Raw genomic sequence first — 19,424 nt, 5'->3', positions numbered from 1 at the left:
GCATCATTCCTTTCTGCCCGCGGTGTATGCGATCCGGTGATCCAACCCTGCCCCGTGTTGGGCCGGAGTGTTCCTCCGTGCGCCGCGTAAATCCCTTGTCCTCTTCCGGAAAGTTGTACCGAGCATGAGTTACGGTCCCCCTCCCCCCGGCAACCCCGGCCCGCCCCCCGGCGGCGGCTACGGTCCCCCCGGGGGCGGCGGCTACGGCCCGCCCTCCGGTGGCTACGGCGCCCAGCCCCCCTCGGGCCCGGCGCCGAAGAACTACCTGATCCACAACATCCTGGGGATCATCAGCTGCATCCCGCTGATCGGCATCATCGGCCTGGTCTTCGCCATCCAGGTCAACAGCAAGTGGTCCTCCGGTGACTACGCCGGTGCCGAGTCCTCGGCGAAGACCGCCAAGATCCTGGGCATCATCGGCCTGGTGCTGTTCATCCTCAGCGTGATCGGCACGATCCTCTACATCATCTTCATCGTGATCCTCGTGGGTAGCGCTCCCAGCTACGACACCAGCTACACCTACTAGTAGCGAGGCGCCGCCACGGCAGCGCCGCGTGCACCACATCCCTGCTCCGCCCTCGCGCTACCACGAGGGCGGAGCCGCTTTTTCCCCCGACGGCACACGTGATCGGTAGGCTGGCCCCGTGCACCTCCACGAGAACCCCGGCCCCGCTCCGGCGACCCCGCCGCCCGCGCCTCGCCCCAACCGCCTCCAGAACCTCGTCGAGCGCGTGCACCCGGTCGTCTGGCCGGTCTCCCTGGGCGCGGTGGGCCTGGCCGGCGCCCTGCTCCTCCACGTCCTGGACCCCAACGAGCCCGGCAACTACCCCACATGCCCCTGGCTCCTGCTCACCGGAACCTTCTGCCCCGGCTGCGGGACCATGCGCGCGGTCGCGCTCACCACCAACCTGGACATCCTCGGCGCCATCAGCATGAACCCCCTGCTGTTCGTCCTGGCCCCCTACCTGCTGCTGTCCTACGCGCGCTGGTTCGCCGACGCGCTCGGCTTCCGCCGCGGACCGCGCCGCCTCACCCCCACCTGGTTCATCTGGGGCCTGCTCGTCCTCATCCTCGTGTACTGGGTGGCCCGAAACCTGCCCTGGTTCTCCTTCCTCGCCCCCGGGACACCGCTGTTTCCCGGGTGGTGACACAGAACCGGAACGGGTGTCCCGCGATCTGAACCGACGAGCGGACCCGCTACCACACGCACCACAGACTCTGGAGAGTTCCCCCATGCACTACGGCCCCCCGCCCAACGGCGGTTACGGCCCTCCCGGCGGCTACGGCTACTACGCCCCGCCCCCCGGCGGACCCCCCAAGAACTACCTGGTGTTCAACATCCTGGGCATCGTCAGTTGCATGCCGGTGATCGGCATCATCGGCCTGATCTTCGCGCTCCAGGTCAGCAGCAAGTGGCAGACGGGCGACTACGCGGGAGCGCAGTCCGCCTCCGACACCGCCAAGGTCCTGGGCATCATCGGCCTGGTCTGCTTCATCCTCCTGGCCCTCTACGCCGTGTTCTGGCTCCTGTACTTCGTCTTCATGATCGGGATACTGGCGACCGTGTGACCGCCCACCGGCGCGCTGCGCCGACACACCGGTGCACGAGCCCCTTTCCGGCTTCCGCCACCGCCGCAGTGGTGGTCTCCGACGGGGTCGGCGGCCCCGCGGCGCCCACGGGTGGATACGATGACCAGCAACACGGTGCGGCGGTGTCCGATCCCGCCGCGCGAGGAGCCCGCACCCGGGCCACCGCCGTGCCGGCCCACTTTCACGAGGGAGCAGTAACTGGTGAGCGTGCTCGACGAGATCCTCGACGGAGTACGCGCTGACCTGGCGCAGCGGCAGGAGGACCTGCCCCTTGACCGCCTCAAGGCCCAGGCCGGGTCGGTGCCCACCCCGAAGGACGCCGAAGCCGCCCTGCGCCGACCGGGGGTGCACGTCATCGCCGAGGTCAAGCGGGCCAGCCCCTCCAAGGGCCCCCTCGCGGCCATCACCGACCCCGCGGCCCTGGCCCGCGACTACGAGGCCGGCGGCGCCGCCCTGATCAGCGTCCTCACCGAGCAGCGCCGCTTCCAGGGCAGCCTCGCCGACCTCCAGGCCGTCCACAAGGCGGTCGACACCCCGCTGCTGCGCAAGGACTTCGTGGTCAGCTCCTACCAGCTGTGGGAGGCCCGCGTCTTCGGCGCCTCCGCCGTGCTGCTCATCGTCGCGGCCCTGCCCCAGGAGGCCCTGGTCTCCCTGGTGGAGCGGGCCCGCTCGCTCGGCCTGATGCCGCTGGTGGAGGTCCACGACGAGGAGGAGGTCGCGCGCGCACTCGACGCCGGGGCCACCGTCGTCGGCGTCAACGCCCGCAACCTCAAGACCCTGGAGGTGGACCGGGACACCTTCTCCCGGCTCGCCCCCCTCATCCCCTCCGACGTCGTCAAGATCGCCGAGTCCGGTGTCCGCGGCCCGCACGACCTGCTGGCCTACGCCGGAGCCGGAGCCGGAGCCGTCCTCGTCGGCGAGAGCCTCGTCCGCGGCCGCAACCCGCGCGAGGCCGTCGCCGACCTGGTCACCGCCGGGGCCCACCCCGCCCTGCGGGACCGGAACTAGGGGCACAGACCGTGAGAGGGTTGACGCAGGCACCAGCGGACGCGGCGGCGACGCGCCCCGTCCGCAGATGGCGATGGCTCTAGGGAACCCGCGCCAGTGAGCCGCGGGTTCCCGCCGCCGCGTTGACCCACAGTCAGAACGCGCCGCCGGAGCCGGGCGGCGCACAGCCGGTCGGCGCGCGGACCCCGCGGCGCGAGGCCGGGGGAGCCCCGCGCTCGGCCCTTCCCAGGAGAGCGTGCAATGAGCCACGACCAACCCCTGCCCGACCAGCGCGGGCACTACGGCCGCTTCGGCGGCCGCTTCGCGCCCGAAGCCCTCGTCGCCGCCCTCGACGAGGTGGCCGCGGAGTGGGAGAAGGCCAAGCAGGACCCCCAGTACCAGGCCGAACTCGCCGAACTGCTCAAGGACTACACCGGGCGCCCCAGCGCCCTGAGCGAGGCCCGCAACTTCTCCGAGCACTGCGGCGGCGCGCGGATCCTGCTCAAGCGCGAGGACCTCAACCACACCGGATCCCACAAGATCAACAACGTCCTCGGCCAGGCCCTGCTCACCAGGCGCATGGGCAAGACCCGCGTCATCGCCGAGACCGGAGCCGGACAGCACGGCGTGGCCACCGCCACCGCCTGCGCCCTGCTCGGTCTGGAGTGCGTGATCTACATGGGCGAGGAGGACACCCGCCGCCAGGCGCTCAACGTCGCCCGCATGCGCATGCTCGGCGCCGAGGTCGTCCCCGTCACCATCGGCAGCCGCACCCTCAAGGACGCCATCAACGAGGCCTTCCGCGACTGGGTGGCCAACGTCGACCGCACCCACTACCTGTTCGGCACCGTCGCCGGACCGCACCCCTTCCCCAAGCTCGTGCGCGACCTGCACTTCGTCGTCGGCCAGGAGGCCCGCGAACAGGTCCTGGAGCGCGTCGGCAGGCTTCCCGACGCGGTCGCCGCGTGCGTGGGCGGCGGCTCCAACGCCATGGCCGTCTTCGCGGCCTTCATCCCCGACGAGGAGGTCGCCCTGTACGGCTTCGAGGCCGGGGGAGAGGGGGCGCAGACCACCCGCACCGCCGCCTCCATCACCGCGGGCAGCCCCGGCGTCTTCCACGGGGCGCGCACCTTCGTGCTCCAGGACGAGTACGGCCAGACCCTGCCCAGCCACTCCATCTCCGCCGGACTCGACTACCCGGCGGTGGGCCCTGAGCACGCCTACCTCGCCGACACCGGCCGCGCCACCTACGAGCCGGTCACCGACGCCGAGGCCATGGAGGCCTTCCGGCTGCTGTGCCGCACCGAGGGCATCATCCCCGCCATAGAGAGCGCGCACGCCCTGGCCGGCGCCCGCAAGCTCGGCGAGCGCCTCGGCCCGGACGCCGTCATCCTGGTGAACCTCTCCGGGCGCGGCGACAAGGACGTTGACACCGCGGCCGCCTACTTCGGCCTCGTTGACCCGGAGGGACAGGCGTGAGCGCCACCGCACTGCAGACCAAGCTCGCCGAGGCCCGCGAGGCCGGACGCGCCGCCCTGATCGGCTACCTGCCCGCCGGGTTCCCCGACGTGGAGTCCTCCGTCCGGGTCATCCAGGCCATGGTCGAGGGGGGCTGCGACGTCATCGAGGTCGGCCTGCCCTACTCCGACCCCATGATGGACGGCCCCACCATCCAGCGTGCCGCCGACCGCGCCCTGGCCGCGGGCACCACCACCGACGACGTGTTCCGCGTGGTGGAGGCCACCGCCGCCACCGGCGCCGCCGCCGTGGTGATGTCCTACTGGAACCCCATCGAGCGCTACGGCGTCGAGCGCTTCGCCGCGAACCTGGCCAAGGCGGGCGGGGCCGGGGTGATCACCCCCGACCTCATCCCCGAGGAGTCCGAGGAGTGGGTGGCCGCCTCCGACTCCTGCGGCCTGGACCGGGTGTTCCTGGTCGCGCCCTCCTCCACCGACCGGCGCCTGGCCCTGACCACGCGCGAGTGCACCGGCTTCGTGTACGCCGCCTCGCTCATGGGCGTGACCGGCACCCGCACCCAGGTCGCCGACACCGCCGCCTCGCTGGTGCGGCGCACCCGCGAGGCGACCCGCGGCTCCGGCCTGCCCGTCTGCGTGGGCCTGGGCATCTCCACCGGCGCCCAGGCCGCCGAGGTGGCCGCCTACGCCGACGGCGTGATCGTCGGCGCCGGGTTCTGCCAGCGCGTTCTGGACGCGCCGGACCTGGACACCGGGCTCGTCGCGGTCCGCTCCTTCGCCCAGGAACTGGCGCGGGGCGTGCGCTCGGGCCGCACCTGACCCGAGGGGCCCGTGACCGGCGGGACGCGTGAACACCGGCGGGGGCCGTCCACGGGACGGCCCCCGCCTTCGTCATGCGGTTCCCGCCCCGGGGCCCGTCCGCCGCAGGGCGGGGCAGGGTGACGGTCGAGCCGGTGAGAACCGGGTGGGAGGACTCGCGCAGAACCCCCCGGCACCCCTTCGACAAGGTACTCATGACGGAGAGGGAGCACCCTCCGCCCCGGCGGACGCCGCTCGCTGCGCCCGAAATCCCGGACACAGCGTCACGCACTCAACACAAGCAGTAGGATCTGACCCGACGCGAAGGGCGACGGCGCGCCCACGCACCGTGGTCGCGAGGTCCCCCTCCCCCCACGCCCGCCCGCCCCCAGGGGCCGTGTCCGCACCGGACGCGCACGGGGACGGGCGGCGACGCGGTGGCGGTGGCCACATCCCCGCGTCCCGGGAACCCCGCACGGCCCGGCGACGACTCCATGGAAGGACCCGCGTCCGCTCCGGCGGGCGCCACGGCCACGGCCGCACCGAACGGAAGGAGGCAGGGGCTCCCGCTCCCGCCCGCAGACGGGGGCACCCGCCCCGCACATCCGATGACCCGCCCGCTCTCTCCCCGGAGGCCGCAGTGATGGACACGACCGACCAGACGCCCGCCACCGAACCCGCGCCCGGATCGCGCTGGGAGGCCGTCCAGCCCTGGCTCAGCCTCGCCTGCCGCGTCGGACTGGCCGCCGTCCTGGTCCTCGCCGCCGTCTCCAAGTTCCCCCCGGCCCTGTCCGTCCAGGCGGTCGAGGCCTACGACCTCTTCCCCGCCGAGGCCGCGCGGTTCATCGGCTACACCCTCCCCCTGTTCGAACTCGCCCTGGCCGCCCTGCTCCTGGTCGGGCTCGCCACCCGCTACGTCGGCGCCGTCAGCGCGCTGCTCATGGTCGTCTTCATCGCCGGGATCCTCTCCGCCATGGCCCGGGGCCTGAGCATCGACTGCGGCTGCTTCGGCGGCGGCGGACAGGTCGACCCGGAGGAGACCACCTACGGGCTCTCCATCGCCCGCGACATCGCCTTCGCGGCGATGGGCGCCTTCGTCGCGGTCTGGCCGCGTTCGCCCTTCGCCGTCGACCGCGCACTCGGCCTGTTCCGGTGACCCCGGACGGCCGACCGTATCCAGCAGTGAGGAACAGGGGAAGACATGGGCAGTGAAGCGCGCAGGCGCTCCCGCGAGAAGCTCAAGGAAGAGAGGGAGAAGGACAAGCGCAGGGCCAAGCGCAACAGAACCCTCATCGTGGTGGGCGTCGCCGCCGCGGCGGTGCTGCTCATCGTCGGCATCGGCTACGTCGCCCTCAACGCCGACCGCCGCAGCGGCGAGTACGAGGGGGCCCTGGCGCCCGCCACCCTCCAACAGGACGGCAGCGTCGTCATGGCCCAGGAGGGCGCCTCGGCCCCCGTCGTCGAGGTCTACGCCGACTACCAGTGCCCCGCCTGCCGCCAGTTCGAACTCCTCAACGGCGGCGTCCTCAAGGAGAACGCCGCCCAGGGCGAGGCCATCGTCCACTACCGGCCGGTCAGCATCTTCGCCCAGCAGCCGGTGCCCCTGAGCAGCAACTCGCTGCGCGCCGGGGCCGCCGCCCGCGCCGCAGCCGACCACGACCGGTTCGTGCGCTACAACGACATCCTCTTCGAGCACCAGCCCACCGAGCGCACCGAGGGCTTCACCGTCGACCAGCTCAAGGAGTGGTTCGCCGAGACCGACCCCACCCCGGAGCAGCAGGAGCGGTTCGACCAGCGGGTGGACGACGAGGCCGCCGTGGTCTCCCGGTTCACCGAGGAGTTCCTGCCCGCCCTGTCCGAGGACGCCATGGCGCAGATCGGCGAGGAGACCCTCGCCACCATGGTGCTGTCCGACCTGCTCGCCTGGGGTGCCGAGCACGGCCACGACCCCTCGTTCCTGGAGGGGACCTACACAGGCCAGATCATCGAAGCCACCGGGAACGCCTACACTCGCTACAGCGGAGACAACGCCTTCCGCGGAACGCCCTCCGTCTACATCAACGGTGAGTTGCTCGACAACGACACCGCCATGACCGCCCGGGGCCTCAACGAGGCGATCGCCTCAGCGGAACCCGGCGAGGTCGACACCCAACCCACAGGCGACGGGGGTGGCGCGGAGTAGCCATCCCCGAAGACACCCCCGCACGCGGGGCGAACCCGAGAGCAGACCAGTGACATTGTCGTCGACAGCCACGGAGGGCGCGGTCGAGTTCGGCCGGGCCCTCGCGGCCTTCCCCAGCCCGCAGGTCAACTCCATCCCCATCGGGCCGCTGCAGATCCACTTCTACGCCCTGTGCATCCTCGCCGGAGTCATCGTCGCGGTGCTGTGGAGCGAGCGGCGCTGGGCCGCCATGGGCGGTGAGAAGGGCACCATCATGGACATGGCCGTGTGGGCCGTGATCCTGGGCCTGGTCGGCGGACGCCTCTACCACGTCGTCAGCGACGCGCAGCTGTACTTCGCCGAGGGCCGCGAGCCCATCCGCGCCCTGTACATCTGGGAGGGCGGACTCGGCATCTGGGGAGCCATCCCCATGGGCGCCCTGGGCGTGTGGCTGGTGGCCCGCAAGCGCGGCCTGTCCATGTCCAAGCTCTCCTTCGCCATCGCCCCCACCCTCCCCCTGGCCCAGGCCCTGGGCCGCTGGGGCAACTACTTCAACCAGGAGCTGTTCGGCAGGCCCACCGACCTGCCCTGGGCCGTGGAGATCTCCCCCTACCCCAACGGCGCCCTGCGCCCGGGCATGGAACTGGGCGTGAGCACCTACCACCCCACCTTCCTCTACGAGTCCCTGTGGTGCCTGGGCCTGGCCGTCCTGCTGGCCTGGGCGGGCCGCCGCTACGAGCGCTCCCTCCAGGGCGGACGCCTGTTCGCCCTCTACGTCGCGGGCTACTGCGCGGGCCGGTTCTGGATCGAGTACCTGCGCGTGGACCCGGCCAACGACTTCCTGGGCCTGCGCCTGAACAACTGGACATCCCTCCTGGTCCTCCTCGCCGCCCTGGCCTACTTCGTGTGGGCGGGACGGCGCATCGACTCCTTCTCCAGCGCCGTCGTCCCCCACGGCCACGACGCCGGAACCCAGGTGTTCGGGCCCACAACCGAGGGTGAGACGCGCGACGACAGCACCGTCTACAGCGCCCTGGACAGCGAGGAATCGCGTGTCGGTTCGCAAAGCTCCAGCTCACAGGAGGCGGGGACGGAATACCACCCGAGCCCTGAACGATCTAGTAGCGAGGGCTCGACCGACAGGGACGCCGGGGACACGGGAACCGAACCCGGGACGAAGCCCGAGTAGACACAGGGAAGCCACGTGGACCGGCCGTGTCCGGACACGCGTCTGGGCCCCTGTACCTTTCGAGCAGACCACGGGTTGACGATTGAGAAAGACCGTGAGCAGAGCTGAGTCCGGGTACGGCCGCAGAGGCCGCCGCGCCCAAAGCGCCCGCACCGAGGACCGCACCGACGACCAGATCCTGGACCGGGACGAGGAGGGGTACGACCCCGAGGAGGACTTCTCCGCGGAGTACGGCCACACCCGTCCCGCCGACGACGGCTACGACGACGGACCCTATGACGACGGGTCCTACGACGAGGACGCCTACGACGAGGACGACGGCACCGGCGGCGCCGACGCGGACGACGCCGAGGAGACCGGCGGCCGCGCCTCGCGCCGCAGGAAGGGCCGGGGGGCCCGCACCTCCTCCCGCCGCAGGAGCCCGGGCGACCGGGCCGCCGGAGGCAGGCGGGCCGGAGCCACGGGAGTGAACAAGGTCTCGGCCTTCTCCGCCGCCGCGATCAAGAGGGTCTCGGTCCTGGGCGACCGGCCCAACCAGATCGTGTACACCCTCGCCGAGCAGAGCAAGCGCAAGCGCGGCACCGCCGTGCTCGGCCTCCTGCTCGGAGCGTTCAGCGTCGCGCTGATCGCCCTCCTCGGCCTGCTGTCCTACCAGCTCTTCGCCGGGAACGGCGGCGCCGTCGCGGGCGGGGACGACACGGTCGTGGCCCCGCCGGACGGGCACAGCACCCTCACCCCGGAGCTGTACCTGTCCGAGCCCAACCGCGAGGACGTCTTCGGCGCCATCAACGAGCGCCCCGAGGGCACCGAACCGATGACCGAGGAGAGCGTCTTCGACCCGGTCCGCGAGATCGGCCTGGACGACGTGAACCTGGAGCTGCGCCAGGGCTCGGTCACCGACTCCTGCACCTCCCTGGTGTGGGGCGAGGAACTCGGCCAGAGCCTGATCGACGCCAACTGCGTCCAGGCCGCCTCCGGCGTGTACACCGACGGCGACGAGCAGCACGTGGCCCAGTTCACCCTGTTCGATCTGGCCAACGCCGAGGCCGCCGCCGAGGTCGAGCGCGAGCTGGACCCGACCAACGCCGAGAGCGGCGCCGGGTTCCTGCTCACGCAGACCGGCGACGAGATCCCCGGCCTCCAGGACGGTTACAGCCAGGCCACGACCCAGGTCATGGGCCACTACCTGGCCGTGTTCTGGGTGGCCGACACCGACGGTTCCCCGCCCGGGGACAACGCCGACATGGCGACGCTGAGCGTGGCCTCCATGAACGCGGCGCGCTACGTCTACGAGGAGGTCGTGGCCGTGAACCAGGCGGCGGAGCAGGCCGAGGAGTAGTCTGTCCCGGCCTGTCGGAGGCCCCGATAGGATCTGCGACAGACCGACCCGAGGTCACACGAGGCGCGGCGAGGATTCCCGGCCTCACAACACCCCCGAACACACCGGTCCGGCCCGCGTACGCGCGGGCCGGACCGCATCCAGAGGAAAGGTCCATTGGGTGTCCCCTTCTGAACCGTCGGCGTCCGGACCCGCGGGGCGTCGGAGGAAGACCAGCGAGCCCGACACCGAGCCCGAGGGGCGCTCCTCCCTGGAGGGCGGGCGCCGACGGGCCGGGGGGCGCAGGAAGAAGGAGTCCAGGCGCCTGGGCCCCCTCATCGCCATCGTGGCCGGAGTGCTGGTCGTGGCGCTGATCGCCCTCGGCGTGGTCCTGTACCTCAACGCGGGGGAGGGCGGCGGCGAGGGGCAGGCCGCCCCCCAGACCCGCCCCGCCGTGTACCGGGTCGTCGACGCCGGCAGCATGAACGAGGTGCTCGCCACCCGCGAGGCCGACAGCCGCCCCCTCAACGAGAACGAGCTGTTCGGGGACCGCAACGCCGAGATCTCCAGCCAGAGCATCGACTTCACCCTGGGCGAATCGGTCCTGGCCGAGGACTGCGCCGCCGCGGTGTGGGGCGAGCCCGCCAAGGCCGCCCTGGCCGAGGCCGACTGCACCCAGGCCGGGCGCGCCACCTACGTGTCCGACACCTACTTCGGCGTCGTGGCCGTGTTCAACCTCGCCGACGTCGAGGGCAGCCGCGCGGTCGCCGCGGCCCTCGCCGAACCCGAGGGGGAGGGCGCCCAGGACCCCGGCTTCGTGCTCTCGCCGTCCGGCGCCGAGCCCTTCGACCGCCTGGGCAGCGGCTACAGCGCCAGCGACGCGGTCGTCAGCGGCCACTACCTGGTCCTGGTGTGGGTGCAGCCCACCGATTCGGAGTCGGTGGAGGACAGGGTCAGCCTCTCCGGGCCGCTCGTGGCGCTGGCCAACTTCCGCGACCCGCTCTACCGGCGCATGGTGCAGCAGGAGGGCACCACCGGCGGCGGCACCGAGGGGACGACGGAGGGCACCGAGGGCACCGACGGAACCGGAACCGAGGGAACCGGAACCGACGGAACGGGCACCGGGACCGAGGGCACGGGGACCGAGGGCGAGGGCGTGAACGGCGTCGAGGGCACCGGTACGACGAGCACCGAGGGCACGGGCACGGAACTGCCCGGAACCGGGACCACCGGCACCGGCTGATCCTCCCCCCCCCACACACACACGAAGGGGCCCGCGGCACCACCGCGGGCCCCTTCGCCGACGGCCCCGGCAACGGCGCGGGCCTCCACGGCGGAGCCGGGAAGAACGGGCCCGTTCCGGCGGCCGCGCCCGGCGTCACCGCGTCAGGCCGGGGAGGACCCCACCCGCTCCAGGAGGTCGGCGGCCACCCCGCGAAGCTCGCCGAAGCGGTGCTCGGGCAGATCGAGCAGGGTGTGCCCGGACACCCACTCCGGCGCCGCGGCCACCGCGTGGCGCGCCGTGCGCTTGTTGACCGGGCTCTCCCGCCACGCCGACACCTCCACCAGCCCCGCCCGCAGGGTCGCGGTGAGCGTGCCGTGCGCCCTCTCCTGCGCGTACACCAGCAGCCGGTCCACCGCCGAGTCCGCGTCCGGACGCCGGGTCAGCCGCACCGCCGTCAGGCCGTCCGCGCCGAACCCGCGCAGGAACCGCACCCCGAAGCGCGGTTCCACCAGGGCGCGCAGCCCCCGCTGGCCCGCCTCGTCGCGCACGCACGCCGCCGAGGACGGCACCAGCACGTACACGGTGTCCGCGGCGGCGGCCAGGGCCGCCCGCGCCGCCCAGCGGTCCCACCCGCCCGTGAGATTGACCACCGCGCGTCCGCCGCCCTGCCCGGGCGCCTCCAACCACGTGGACAGGCGCACCCGCCCCGACCCGGCGACCTCGCCCGGCCACGCGCCCACCAACGTCGGCGCGCGCTCACCACCGGTCTCCCCGGCCTCCCCGGCCTCCCCGGACCCACGGGTCCCGCCGGGTTGCCCGGCTCCACCGGGACCCGCGGCGCCCACGGCCTCCCCGGCCACCCGGTCCAGCACGGCACGGGCCCGGTCGGCGTCCAGACCGCCCCGGGCCTCCTTGGCGTTCACGCCCTGGCTGTACACGCGCGCCGCCTCGCCCGAGGGAGCGGGCAGCGTACGCGCCAGCGGCCGCAGCACGTACAGGTCGGAGGCCGCGCCGATCGACTCGGCCCCGTGGTAGCGGTTGAAGTCCGGCCACACCGCCTCCAGCAGCAGGTCCATCCGCACCAGCCGCGCCTGCGTGGCCGCGGCCAGCCGCGGGGTGGTCTCACTGGCCCCGTAGGCCACCAGCACCCGGCCCCGGCGGGGATCGGCCATCCCCTCCACACCGCGCCGCACGAACAGCTCCACCCCGTCGGGCGTGTAGGGGGGATCGGTGAACACCACGTCCGCGCCGCCGCGCACCGCGGGCGGCAACCCCAGGCGCAGGTCCGCGGCGTGCGTGCGCACCGCCAGCCCAAGCTCGGCCGCCAGGGCGTCGATGTGGGCCAGGACGCGTTCGTCGATGTCCACGACCTGCGCCCGGGCGCCCGGGCACACCAGGGTCAGCGCCACCGAGGTCAGGTCGTGGTCGCCCACGCACAGGAGCGTGCGGTCGCGCAGGTCGAACCGGGTGGACAGCAGCAGCGCCCGGCGCAGCGCGGTCTCGGCCGTCGCGGCCACGTGGTCCAGGTCCAGGTCCGAGGCGGGCCCCTCCTCCACGGCCCGCGCCAGCTCCGCCAGCGCCCGGGAGTAGCGGGGGAGCAGGTGGGCCACCGGGTCGGCGGGCTCCTCCCCGGCCGCGCCCGTGTAGCGCTCGGGCCGCACCAGGCGCACCCGGCCCCGCCCCTCCCCGGGCAACAGCTCACCGGCCTCCGCCAGAGCCCCCACCAGGGAGGACACCAGCGCGTACGCGACACCGCTGGCGCGCACCAGCGCGTTCGCCTCCCACTCGCGCCCGTCCGAGAGCAGCGCCAGCACACGGCGCAGCCGGGGCGCGTCCACGCCGTGGGCGCGCAGCAGCTCCGCGGCGGGCTCGGGAAGGGGCGGCGGGCCGTCGGGGGAGCGGTCGGCGCGGGCAGCGGAGCCGCCCGCGCCCGGTACCCGCCCGGAGGCAGCGGAAGGGGGGCCGTCCGGGCCCGGAGGAGTCGCGTGCATGCACCGATCGTCCCACGCGCGCCGGGGCGGCGCGCGGCCCACCGCCACCCAGGTCAGCGGCACCGCCCGGTGAGGGGGATATCACTCGCGGCCCCGCCCCCCGCCCTCTTGGGGACGCGGTTAACACCGGGGTAATGTGGGCGTGCGGCGCGTCGCGCCCGCACGCCCGAAGTGACGTTCCCGACCTCCAAGGTTGGTGTTTCGGCCTCTTTGGGAGGTTTAGCGGGGTTCCCTCGTGGAAAAATCCGCTAGGCCAGCCCGCACCGGGAACCTCTCCCGGACCGTGCCCGAGCCCGCACACACCCGGGCGCGGCCAGGGGCCACCGGCGCACCGCGGCGCCACATGGTCTAGACCTGCGATTAACGTCGCGGCTGGACCGGCATGTATAAGGGAACCTGCCCGTCACGGGCGACCCCACCCGCCACCGGCGACCACGAGGACGTGGCCGCACGACGGAGGCGGCCACGGCGCCCACACGACGGTCACCGCCGCACCACGCGGCGACACAACTCCATCCGCACGCAGCAGGGCCAACGTCGTCCCGGATGCGCTTTTCACGAAGCCAACGCAAGACGACAGGAGGGTAGATGCCTGCTGGCCAGGTGCGGCGTTCGTCCGTCCGAACGAACCCCGAGACCACTTCCCAGGGCCTGTACGACCCCGCTTTCGAGCACGACGCCTGCGGTGTGGGCTTCGTCGCCGACCTCACTGGACGTCGCAGCCACGACATCGTCGAGAAGGCGCTCACCGTACTCCGCAACCTCGACCACCGCGGAGCCTCCGGCGCCGACCCCGACGACGGCGACGGCGCGGGCATCCTCACCCAGATCCCGCACGAGCTCTACACCGAGGTCTGCGACTTCACCCTGCCCGAGGCGGGCGCCTACGCCACCGGCATCGGGTTCCTGCCCGCCGACGCCGCCGAGCGCGCCGCCGCCGTCGAACGCATCAACGCCATCGTCGCCGAGGAGGGCCTGACCCTGCTCGGCTGGCGCGAACTGCCCTTCGAGCCCCAGTACAGCGGCCCCGCCGCCCGCCAGGCCATGCCCTACTTCGGGCAGCTCTTCATCACGGGCACCCCCGGCACCGCCACCGAGGGCCTCACCGGCATCGAGCTGGAGCGCCACGCCTACTGCGTACGCAAGCGCGCCGAGCACGAGAGCGACGTCTACTTCCCGAGCCTGTCCCCGCGCACCATCGCCTACAAGGGCATGCTCACCACCCCGCAGCTGGAGCCGTTCTTCCCCGACCTGTCCGACCGGCGCTACGCCTCCGGCCTGGCACTGGTCCACTCCCGCTTCTCCACCAACACCTTCCCGTCCTGGCCGCTCGCCCACCCGTTCCGCTACGTCGCGCACAACGGCGAGATCAACACCGTCAAGGGCAACCGCAACATGATGCGGGCGCGCGAGGCCAAGCTCGCCAGCGACCTCATCCCCGGCCGCCTCGACCGGATCTTCCCCATCGTCGACCCCGACGACTCCGACACCGCGTCCTTCGACGACGCCCTGGAACTGCTCCACCTGGGCGGACGCTCCCTGCCGCACGCGGTGCTCATGATGATCCCCGAGCCCTGGGAGAACCACACCGAGATGGACCCGGCCGTCCGGGCCTTCTACGAGTACCACTCCACCCTCATGGAGCCCTGGGACGGCCCCGCCTCGGTGTCCTTCACCGACGGCACCCTCGTCGGCGCGGTCCTGGACCGCAACGGCCTGCGCCCCGGCCGCTACTGGGTCACCGAGGACGGCCTCGTCGTCCTCGCCAGCGAGGCCGGCGTCCTGGACATCGACCCCGCCGCCATCGTGCGCAAGGGACGCCTCCAGCCCGGCCGCATCTTCGTCGTCGACACCGCCCAGGGGCGCATCGTCGAGGACGAGGAGATCAAGGCCGAACTCGCCGCCGAGCACCCCTACCAGGAGTGGATCGACACCGGCGTCCTGCGCCTGGCCGACCTGCCCGACGCCCGGCCCGTCCCGGTCACCGAACTCCAGCGCGCCCAGCAGGTCTTCGGCTACACCGAGGAGGAACTGCGCGTCATCCTCACCCCCATGGCCCGCACCGGCGCCGAACCCATCGGATCCATGGGCACCGACACCCCGGTGGCCGCGCTCTCCGAGCGCTCCCGCCAGCTCTTCGACTACTTCTCGCAGAACTTCGCCCAGGTCACCAACCCGCCCCTGGACGCCATCCGCGAGGAGATGGTCACCAGCCTGGCCACCCTCCTGGGCGCCGAGCACAACATCCTCGACGCCGCACCCGGCAGCACCCAGCGCCTCGTCCTGCCCACCCCGGTCGTCGACCAGGCCGAACTGGCCGCCATCGTCGCCGCCGGACAGGGCAACCCCGCCCTGAAGAGCTTCACCGTCGACGGCACCTACCCCGTCGACGGCGGCGGCGACGCGCTCTCCGCACGCCTGGAGCAGATCAACACCGAGGTCTCCGCCGCCATCGCCGACGGCGCCCACATCCTCGTGCTCAGCGACCGCGGCGCCGACGCCGGCCGCGCGCCCATCCCCTCGCTGCTGCTCACCGGCTCGGTCCACCACCACCTCGTCCGCGAGAAGACCCGCACCGAGGTCGGACTCCTCATCGAGGCCGCCGACGTGCGCGAATGCCACCACGTCGCCCTGCTCATCGGCTACGGCGCCTCCGCGGTCAACCCCTACCTGGCGCTGGCCACCGTCCGCGACCTCGTCGAGCGCGGCACCATCGGCGGCGTCGACGCCGACCAGGCCGTCCGCAACACCGTCAAGGCGTACGGCAAGGGCGTCCTGAAGATCATGTCCAAGATCGGCGTGTCCACGGTCAGCTCCTACACCGGAGCCCAGATCTTCGAGGCCCTGGGCCTGGGCGCCGAGGTCATCGACCGCTGCTTCACCGGCACCACCTCCCGCCTGGGCGGCGTCGGCTTCGACGTCCTCGCCGAGGAGGTCGCCATCCGCCACCGCCGCGCCCACACCGCCAACCCCAGCGCCCACCGGCGCCTGGAGGTCGGCGGCGAGTACCAGTGGCGCCGCGAGGGCGAACCGCACCTGTTCAGCCCCGAGACCGTCTTCAAACTCCAGCACTCCACCCGCACCCGCCGGTACGAGATCTTCAAGGAGTACACCTCCCAGATCGACGACCAGTCCGAGAAGCTCATGACCCTGCGCGGTCTCCTGCGCTTCAAGGACGGCGTGCGCGAACCCGTGCCCGTCGACGAGGTCGAACCCGTCTCGGAGATCGTCAAGCGCTTCTCCACCGGAGCCATGTCCTACGGCTCCATCTCCGCCGAGGCCCACCAGACCCTCGCCATCGCCATGAACCGCCTCGGCGGCAAGTCCAACACCGGCGAGGGCGGCGAGGACCCCGACCGCTTCACCCCCGACGCCAACGGAGACCTGCGCCGCAGCTCCATCAAGCAGGTCGCCTCCGGCCGCTTCGGCGTCACCTCGCACTACCTCAGCAACGCCGACGACATCCAGATCAAGATGGCCCAGGGCGCCAAGCCCGGCGAGGGCGGCCAGCTGCCCGGCCACAAGGTCTACCCGTGGGTCGCCCAGACCCGCCACTCCACCCCCGGCGTCGGGCTCATCTCCCCGCCGCCCCACCACGACATCTACTCCATCGAGGACCTCGCCCAACTCATCCACGACCTCAAGAACGCCAACCCCTCCGCCCGGGTCCACGTCAAACTGGTCTCCGAGGCGGGCGTGGGCACCGTCGCCGCCGGCGTGTCCAAGGCACACGCCGACGTCGTCCTCATCTCCGGCCACGACGGAGGCACCGGCGCCTCGCCGCTGACCTCCCTCAAGCACGCGGGCACCCCCTGGGAACTCGGCCTCGCCGAAACCCAGCAGACCCTGCTGCTCAACGGCCTGCGCGACCGCATCGTCGTCCAGGCCGACGGCCAGATGAAGACCGGCCGCGACGTCGTCATCGCCGCCCTGCTCGGCGCCGAGGAGTACGGCTTCGCCACCGCACCCCTCGTCGTCTCCGGCTGCGTCATGATGCGCGTCTGCCACCTGGACACCTGCCCCGTCGGCGTCGCCACCCAGAACCCGCTCCTGCGCGAGCGCTTCTCCGGCAAGGCCGAATACGTCGTCAACTTCTTCGAGTTCATCGCCCAGGAGGTCCGCGAGTACCTCGCCCAGCTCGGCTTCCGCAGCCTGGACGAGGCCATCGGCTCCATCGACCTGCTCGACACCGACGACGCCGTCACCCACTGGAAGGCCCAGGGCCTGGACCTGTCGCCCATCCTGCACGAGGTCGAACCCCGCGCCGGCGACCACCGCGTCCAGCAGCGCCTCCAGGACCACGGCCTGGAGAAGGCCCTGGACAACACCCTCATCCAGCTCAGCGAGGGCGCCCTGGACTTCGGCCAGCCCGTACGCCTCGAACTGCCCGTACGCAACGTCAACCGCACCGTCGGCACCATGCTCGGACACGAGGTCACCAAGCGCCACGGCGCCAACGGCCTCCCCGACGACACCATCGACGTCTCCTTCACCGGATCCGCGGGCCAGTCCTTCGGCGCCTTCGTACCCAAGGGCGTCACCCTGCGCCTGTCCGGCGACGCCAACGACTACGTCGGCAAGGGCCTGTCCGGCGGCCGCGTCATCGTCCGCCCCGACAACGCCTCCCAGCTCGTCGCCGAGGACCACATCATCGCCGGCAACGTCATCGGCTACGGCGCCACCTCCGGAGAGATCCTCCTGCGCGGCGTCGTCGGCGAACGCTTCTGCGTCCGCAACTCCGGCGCCCTCGCCGTCGTCGAGGGCATCGGCGACCACGGCTGCGAGTACATGACCGGCGGCCGCGCCGTCGTCCTCGGCCGCACCGGACGCAACTTCGCCGCCGGCATGTCCGGAGGCATCGCCTACGTCCTGGACCTGGACCACGAACGCGTCAACACCGAGATGGTCGAGATCGAGGCCCTCACCGACGAGGACCGCGCGTTCCTCACCGACGTCCTCACCCGCCACCGCGCCGAGACCGGATCGGCCGTCGCCGACCGCATCCTCACCGACGGCGGCATCGACCGCATCGCCAAGATCATGCCGCGCGACTACAAGCGCGTCCTGCTCGCCCAGGCCGAGGCCGAACGCGAGGGCCGCGACGTCAACGAGGCCGTCATGGCCTCCGCACAGTCCTGACACGAGAGGAGGAAGGCACATGGCCGACCCCAAGGGCTTCCTGAAGACCACCGAGCGAGAGCTCCCCGAGCACCGACCCGTCGACGTGCGCATCCAGGACTGGCGCGAGGTCTACGAGGACTTCGACCGGGGCACCGTCACCAAGCAGGCCTCACGCTGCATGGACTGCGGCATCCCCTTCTGCCACAACGGCTGCCCCCTCGGCAACCTCATCCCCGAGTGGAACCACCTCGTCCACACCCACGACTGGGCCGAGGCGATCGAACGCCTGCACGCCACCAACAACTTCCCGGAGTTCACCGGCAGGCTCTGCCCCGCCCCGTGCGAATCCGCGTGCGTGCTCGGCATCAACCAGCCCGCCGTCACCATCAAGAACGTCGAGGTCTCCATCATCGACCGCGCGTGGGAGGAGGGCTGGGTCAAGCCCCTGCCCCCCACCACCCGCACCGGCAAGAAGGTCGCCGTCGTCGGCTCCGGCCCCGCCGGACTCGCCGCCGCACAGCAGCTCACCCGCGCCGGACACGACGTCACCGTCTACGAACGCGCCGACCGCATCGGCGGCCTCCTGCGCTACGGCATCCCCGAGTTCAAGATGGAGAAGCGGCACATCGACCGCCGCCTCGCCCAGATGAGCGCCGAGGGCACCACCTTCCGCGCCGGAGTCGACGTCGGCACCGACATCACCGCCGACCAGCTGCGCGCCGACCACGACGCCGTCGTCATCAGCGGCGGCGCCACCGCCTGGCGCGACCTGCCCGCCAAGGGCCGCGAACTCGGCGGCATCCACCAGGCCATGGAGTACCTGCCCCTGGCCAACCGGGTCCAGGAGGGCGACTACGACACGCCCGCCATCAGCGCCAGCGGCAAGCACGTCGTCGTCATCGGCGGCGGCGACACCGGCGCCGACTGCGTCGGCACCGCCCACCGCCAGGGCGCCGCCTCGGTCACCCAGCTGGAGATCATGCCCAAGCCGCCCGCCACGCGGCCCGACAACCAGCCCTGGCCGACCATGCCCATGCTCTACAAGGTCACCAGCGCCCACGAGGAGGGCGGCAAGCGGATCTACTCCGTCAACACCGTCGAGTTCCTCGGCGACGACAACGGCCAGGTCCGCGCCCTCAAGCTCGTCGAGGTCAAGCGCACCGACAAGGGCTTCGAACCCGTCGAGGGCACCGAGCGCGAGATCCCCGCCGAACTCGTCACGCTCGCCATGGGCTTCGTCGGACCCCAGAAGGAGGGCCTGCTCGACCAGCTCGGCGTCGAACTCGACGGACGCGGCAACGTCGTCCGCGACGCCGACTACCGCACCACCGTCGACGGCGTCTTCTGCGCCGGAGACATGGGCCGCGGCCAGTCGCTCATCGTCTGGGCCATCGCCGAGGGCCGCTCCGCCGCCGCCGGAGTCGACCGCTACCTCACCGACGACAGCGCACTGCCGGTCACCATCCCGCCGACCGCGCGACCGCTGGTCTGACCGGAACCCACACGCGCCGGGCGCGGAGGACACCCTCCGCACCCGGCGCGTCGCCGTGTCCCCCCACGCCACGAGCC

General features: G+C 72.3%; 14 protein-coding genes. 13 read left to right on the top strand and 1 reads right to left on the bottom strand.

Translation table 11 applies throughout. The annotated features are described in order from the left end of the window. Positions 1 to 124: 124 nt before the first annotated feature. From EV372_RS02045 to EV372_RS01995, 11 genes are all read left to right on the top strand, one after another. On the top strand, positions 125 to 526 hold the full coding sequence (locus tag EV372_RS02045; RefSeq protein ID WP_071622474.1) for a CD225/dispanin family protein: 402 nt from the start codon (positions 125 to 127) through the stop codon (positions 524 to 526). A gap of 118 nt (positions 527 to 644) precedes the next feature. Further along, entirely contained in the window at positions 645 to 1,148 is a 504-nt protein-coding gene (locus tag EV372_RS02040; RefSeq protein ID WP_130394613.1) for a DUF2752 domain-containing protein, read from the top strand. An 85-nt stretch (positions 1,149 to 1,233) separates the two neighbouring features. Beyond that, positions 1,234 to 1,569, top strand: coding sequence for a CD225/dispanin family protein (locus EV372_RS02035; RefSeq protein ID WP_130394612.1), 336 nt, complete (start codon positions 1,234 to 1,236; stop codon positions 1,567 to 1,569). A 222-nt stretch (positions 1,570 to 1,791) separates the two neighbouring features. Beyond that, on the top strand, positions 1,792 to 2,598 hold the full coding sequence (trpC, locus tag EV372_RS02030; protein WP_130394611.1) for an indole-3-glycerol phosphate synthase TrpC: 807 nt from the start codon (positions 1,792 to 1,794) through the stop codon (positions 2,596 to 2,598). A gap of 240 nt (positions 2,599 to 2,838) precedes the next feature. Next, positions 2,839 to 4,056 (top strand): tryptophan synthase subunit beta, encoded by a 1,218-nt coding sequence (gene trpB, locus EV372_RS02025; RefSeq protein ID WP_019610966.1) that lies wholly within the window; start codon positions 2,839 to 2,841, stop codon positions 4,054 to 4,056. After that, positions 4,053 to 4,871: a tryptophan synthase subunit alpha gene (gene trpA, locus EV372_RS02020; RefSeq protein ID WP_130394610.1), complete on the top strand. Its 819-nt coding sequence runs from the start codon at positions 4,053 to 4,055 to the stop codon at positions 4,869 to 4,871. The genes trpB and trpA overlap by 4 nt, the downstream gene beginning before the upstream one ends. A 622-nt stretch (positions 4,872 to 5,493) precedes the next feature. Beyond that, positions 5,494 to 6,006 (top strand): MauE/DoxX family redox-associated membrane protein, encoded by a 513-nt coding sequence (locus EV372_RS02015; RefSeq protein WP_130394609.1) that lies wholly within the window; start codon positions 5,494 to 5,496, stop codon positions 6,004 to 6,006. Between the two features lie 45 nt (positions 6,007 to 6,051). Then, complete coding sequence (locus tag EV372_RS02010) at positions 6,052 to 7,032, top strand: DsbA family protein (RefSeq protein WP_130394608.1); 981 nt, start codon at positions 6,052 to 6,054, stop codon at positions 7,030 to 7,032. Positions 7,033 to 7,087: 55 nt separating this feature from the next. After that, positions 7,088 to 8,200, top strand: a complete 1,113-nt coding sequence (gene lgt / locus EV372_RS02005; RefSeq protein WP_130394607.1) for a prolipoprotein diacylglyceryl transferase — start codon at positions 7,088 to 7,090, stop codon at positions 8,198 to 8,200. A 94-nt stretch (positions 8,201 to 8,294) separates the two neighbouring features. Beyond that, positions 8,295 to 9,539 carry a hypothetical protein gene (locus tag EV372_RS02000; RefSeq protein ID WP_130394606.1) on the top strand — a complete coding sequence of 415 codons (1,245 nt, stop codon included), beginning with the start codon at positions 8,295 to 8,297 and terminating at the stop codon, positions 9,537 to 9,539. 160 nt (positions 9,540 to 9,699) lie between these two features. Further along, positions 9,700 to 10,761: a hypothetical protein gene (locus EV372_RS01995; protein WP_486484085.1), complete on the top strand. Its 1,062-nt coding sequence runs from the start codon at positions 9,700 to 9,702 to the stop codon at positions 10,759 to 10,761. Positions 10,762 to 10,904: 143 nt separating this feature from the next. Here the strand turns inward: EV372_RS01995 and EV372_RS01990 are convergent, their stop codons facing one another. Further along, positions 10,905 to 12,734 (bottom strand): bis-aminopropyl spermidine synthase family protein, encoded by a 1,830-nt coding sequence (locus EV372_RS01990; RefSeq protein ID WP_130394605.1) that lies wholly within the window; start codon positions 12,732 to 12,734, stop codon positions 10,905 to 10,907. Between the two features lie 588 nt (positions 12,735 to 13,322). Between EV372_RS01990 and gltB the strand changes: the two genes are divergently transcribed. After that, positions 13,323 to 17,873, top strand: a complete 4,551-nt coding sequence (gene gltB, locus EV372_RS01985) for a glutamate synthase large subunit (protein ID WP_130394604.1) — start codon at positions 13,323 to 13,325, stop codon at positions 17,871 to 17,873. 19 nt (positions 17,874 to 17,892) lie between these two features. Further along, positions 17,893 to 19,347, top strand: a complete 1,455-nt coding sequence (locus EV372_RS01980) for a glutamate synthase subunit beta (RefSeq protein ID WP_130394603.1) — start codon at positions 17,893 to 17,895, stop codon at positions 19,345 to 19,347. Positions 19,348 to 19,424: the final 77 nt, after the last annotated feature.

The sequence above is a fragment of the Nocardiopsis sp. CNZ308 genome (genome assembly GCF_004217075.1).
Note: the sequence above shows the minus strand (reverse complement) of the source record. Positions and strands in the feature narration are given on the sequence as shown.

What these genes read in the sequence shown, in the direction of transcription:
- EV372_RS02015 (WP_130394609.1), top strand. Translation starts at nt 5,494, where the DNA reads ATGGACACGACCGACCAGACGCCCGCCACCGAACCCGCGCCCGGATCG.
- EV372_RS01990 (WP_130394605.1), bottom strand. Translation starts at nt 12,734, where the DNA reads ATGCACGCGACTCCTCCGGGCCCGGACGGCCCCCCTTCCGCTGCCTCC.
- EV372_RS02010 (WP_130394608.1), top strand. Translation starts at nt 6,052, where the DNA reads ATGGGCAGTGAAGCGCGCAGGCGCTCCCGCGAGAAGCTCAAGGAAGAG.
- EV372_RS01980 (WP_130394603.1), top strand. Translation starts at nt 17,893, where the DNA reads ATGGCCGACCCCAAGGGCTTCCTGAAGACCACCGAGCGAGAGCTCCCC.
- EV372_RS02035 (WP_130394612.1), top strand. Translation starts at nt 1,234, where the DNA reads ATGCACTACGGCCCCCCGCCCAACGGCGGTTACGGCCCTCCCGGCGGC.
- trpB (WP_019610966.1), top strand. Translation starts at nt 2,839, where the DNA reads ATGAGCCACGACCAACCCCTGCCCGACCAGCGCGGGCACTACGGCCGC.
- EV372_RS02045 (WP_071622474.1), top strand. Translation starts at nt 125, where the DNA reads ATGAGTTACGGTCCCCCTCCCCCCGGCAACCCCGGCCCGCCCCCCGGC.
- gltB (WP_130394604.1), top strand. Translation starts at nt 13,323, where the DNA reads ATGCCTGCTGGCCAGGTGCGGCGTTCGTCCGTCCGAACGAACCCCGAG.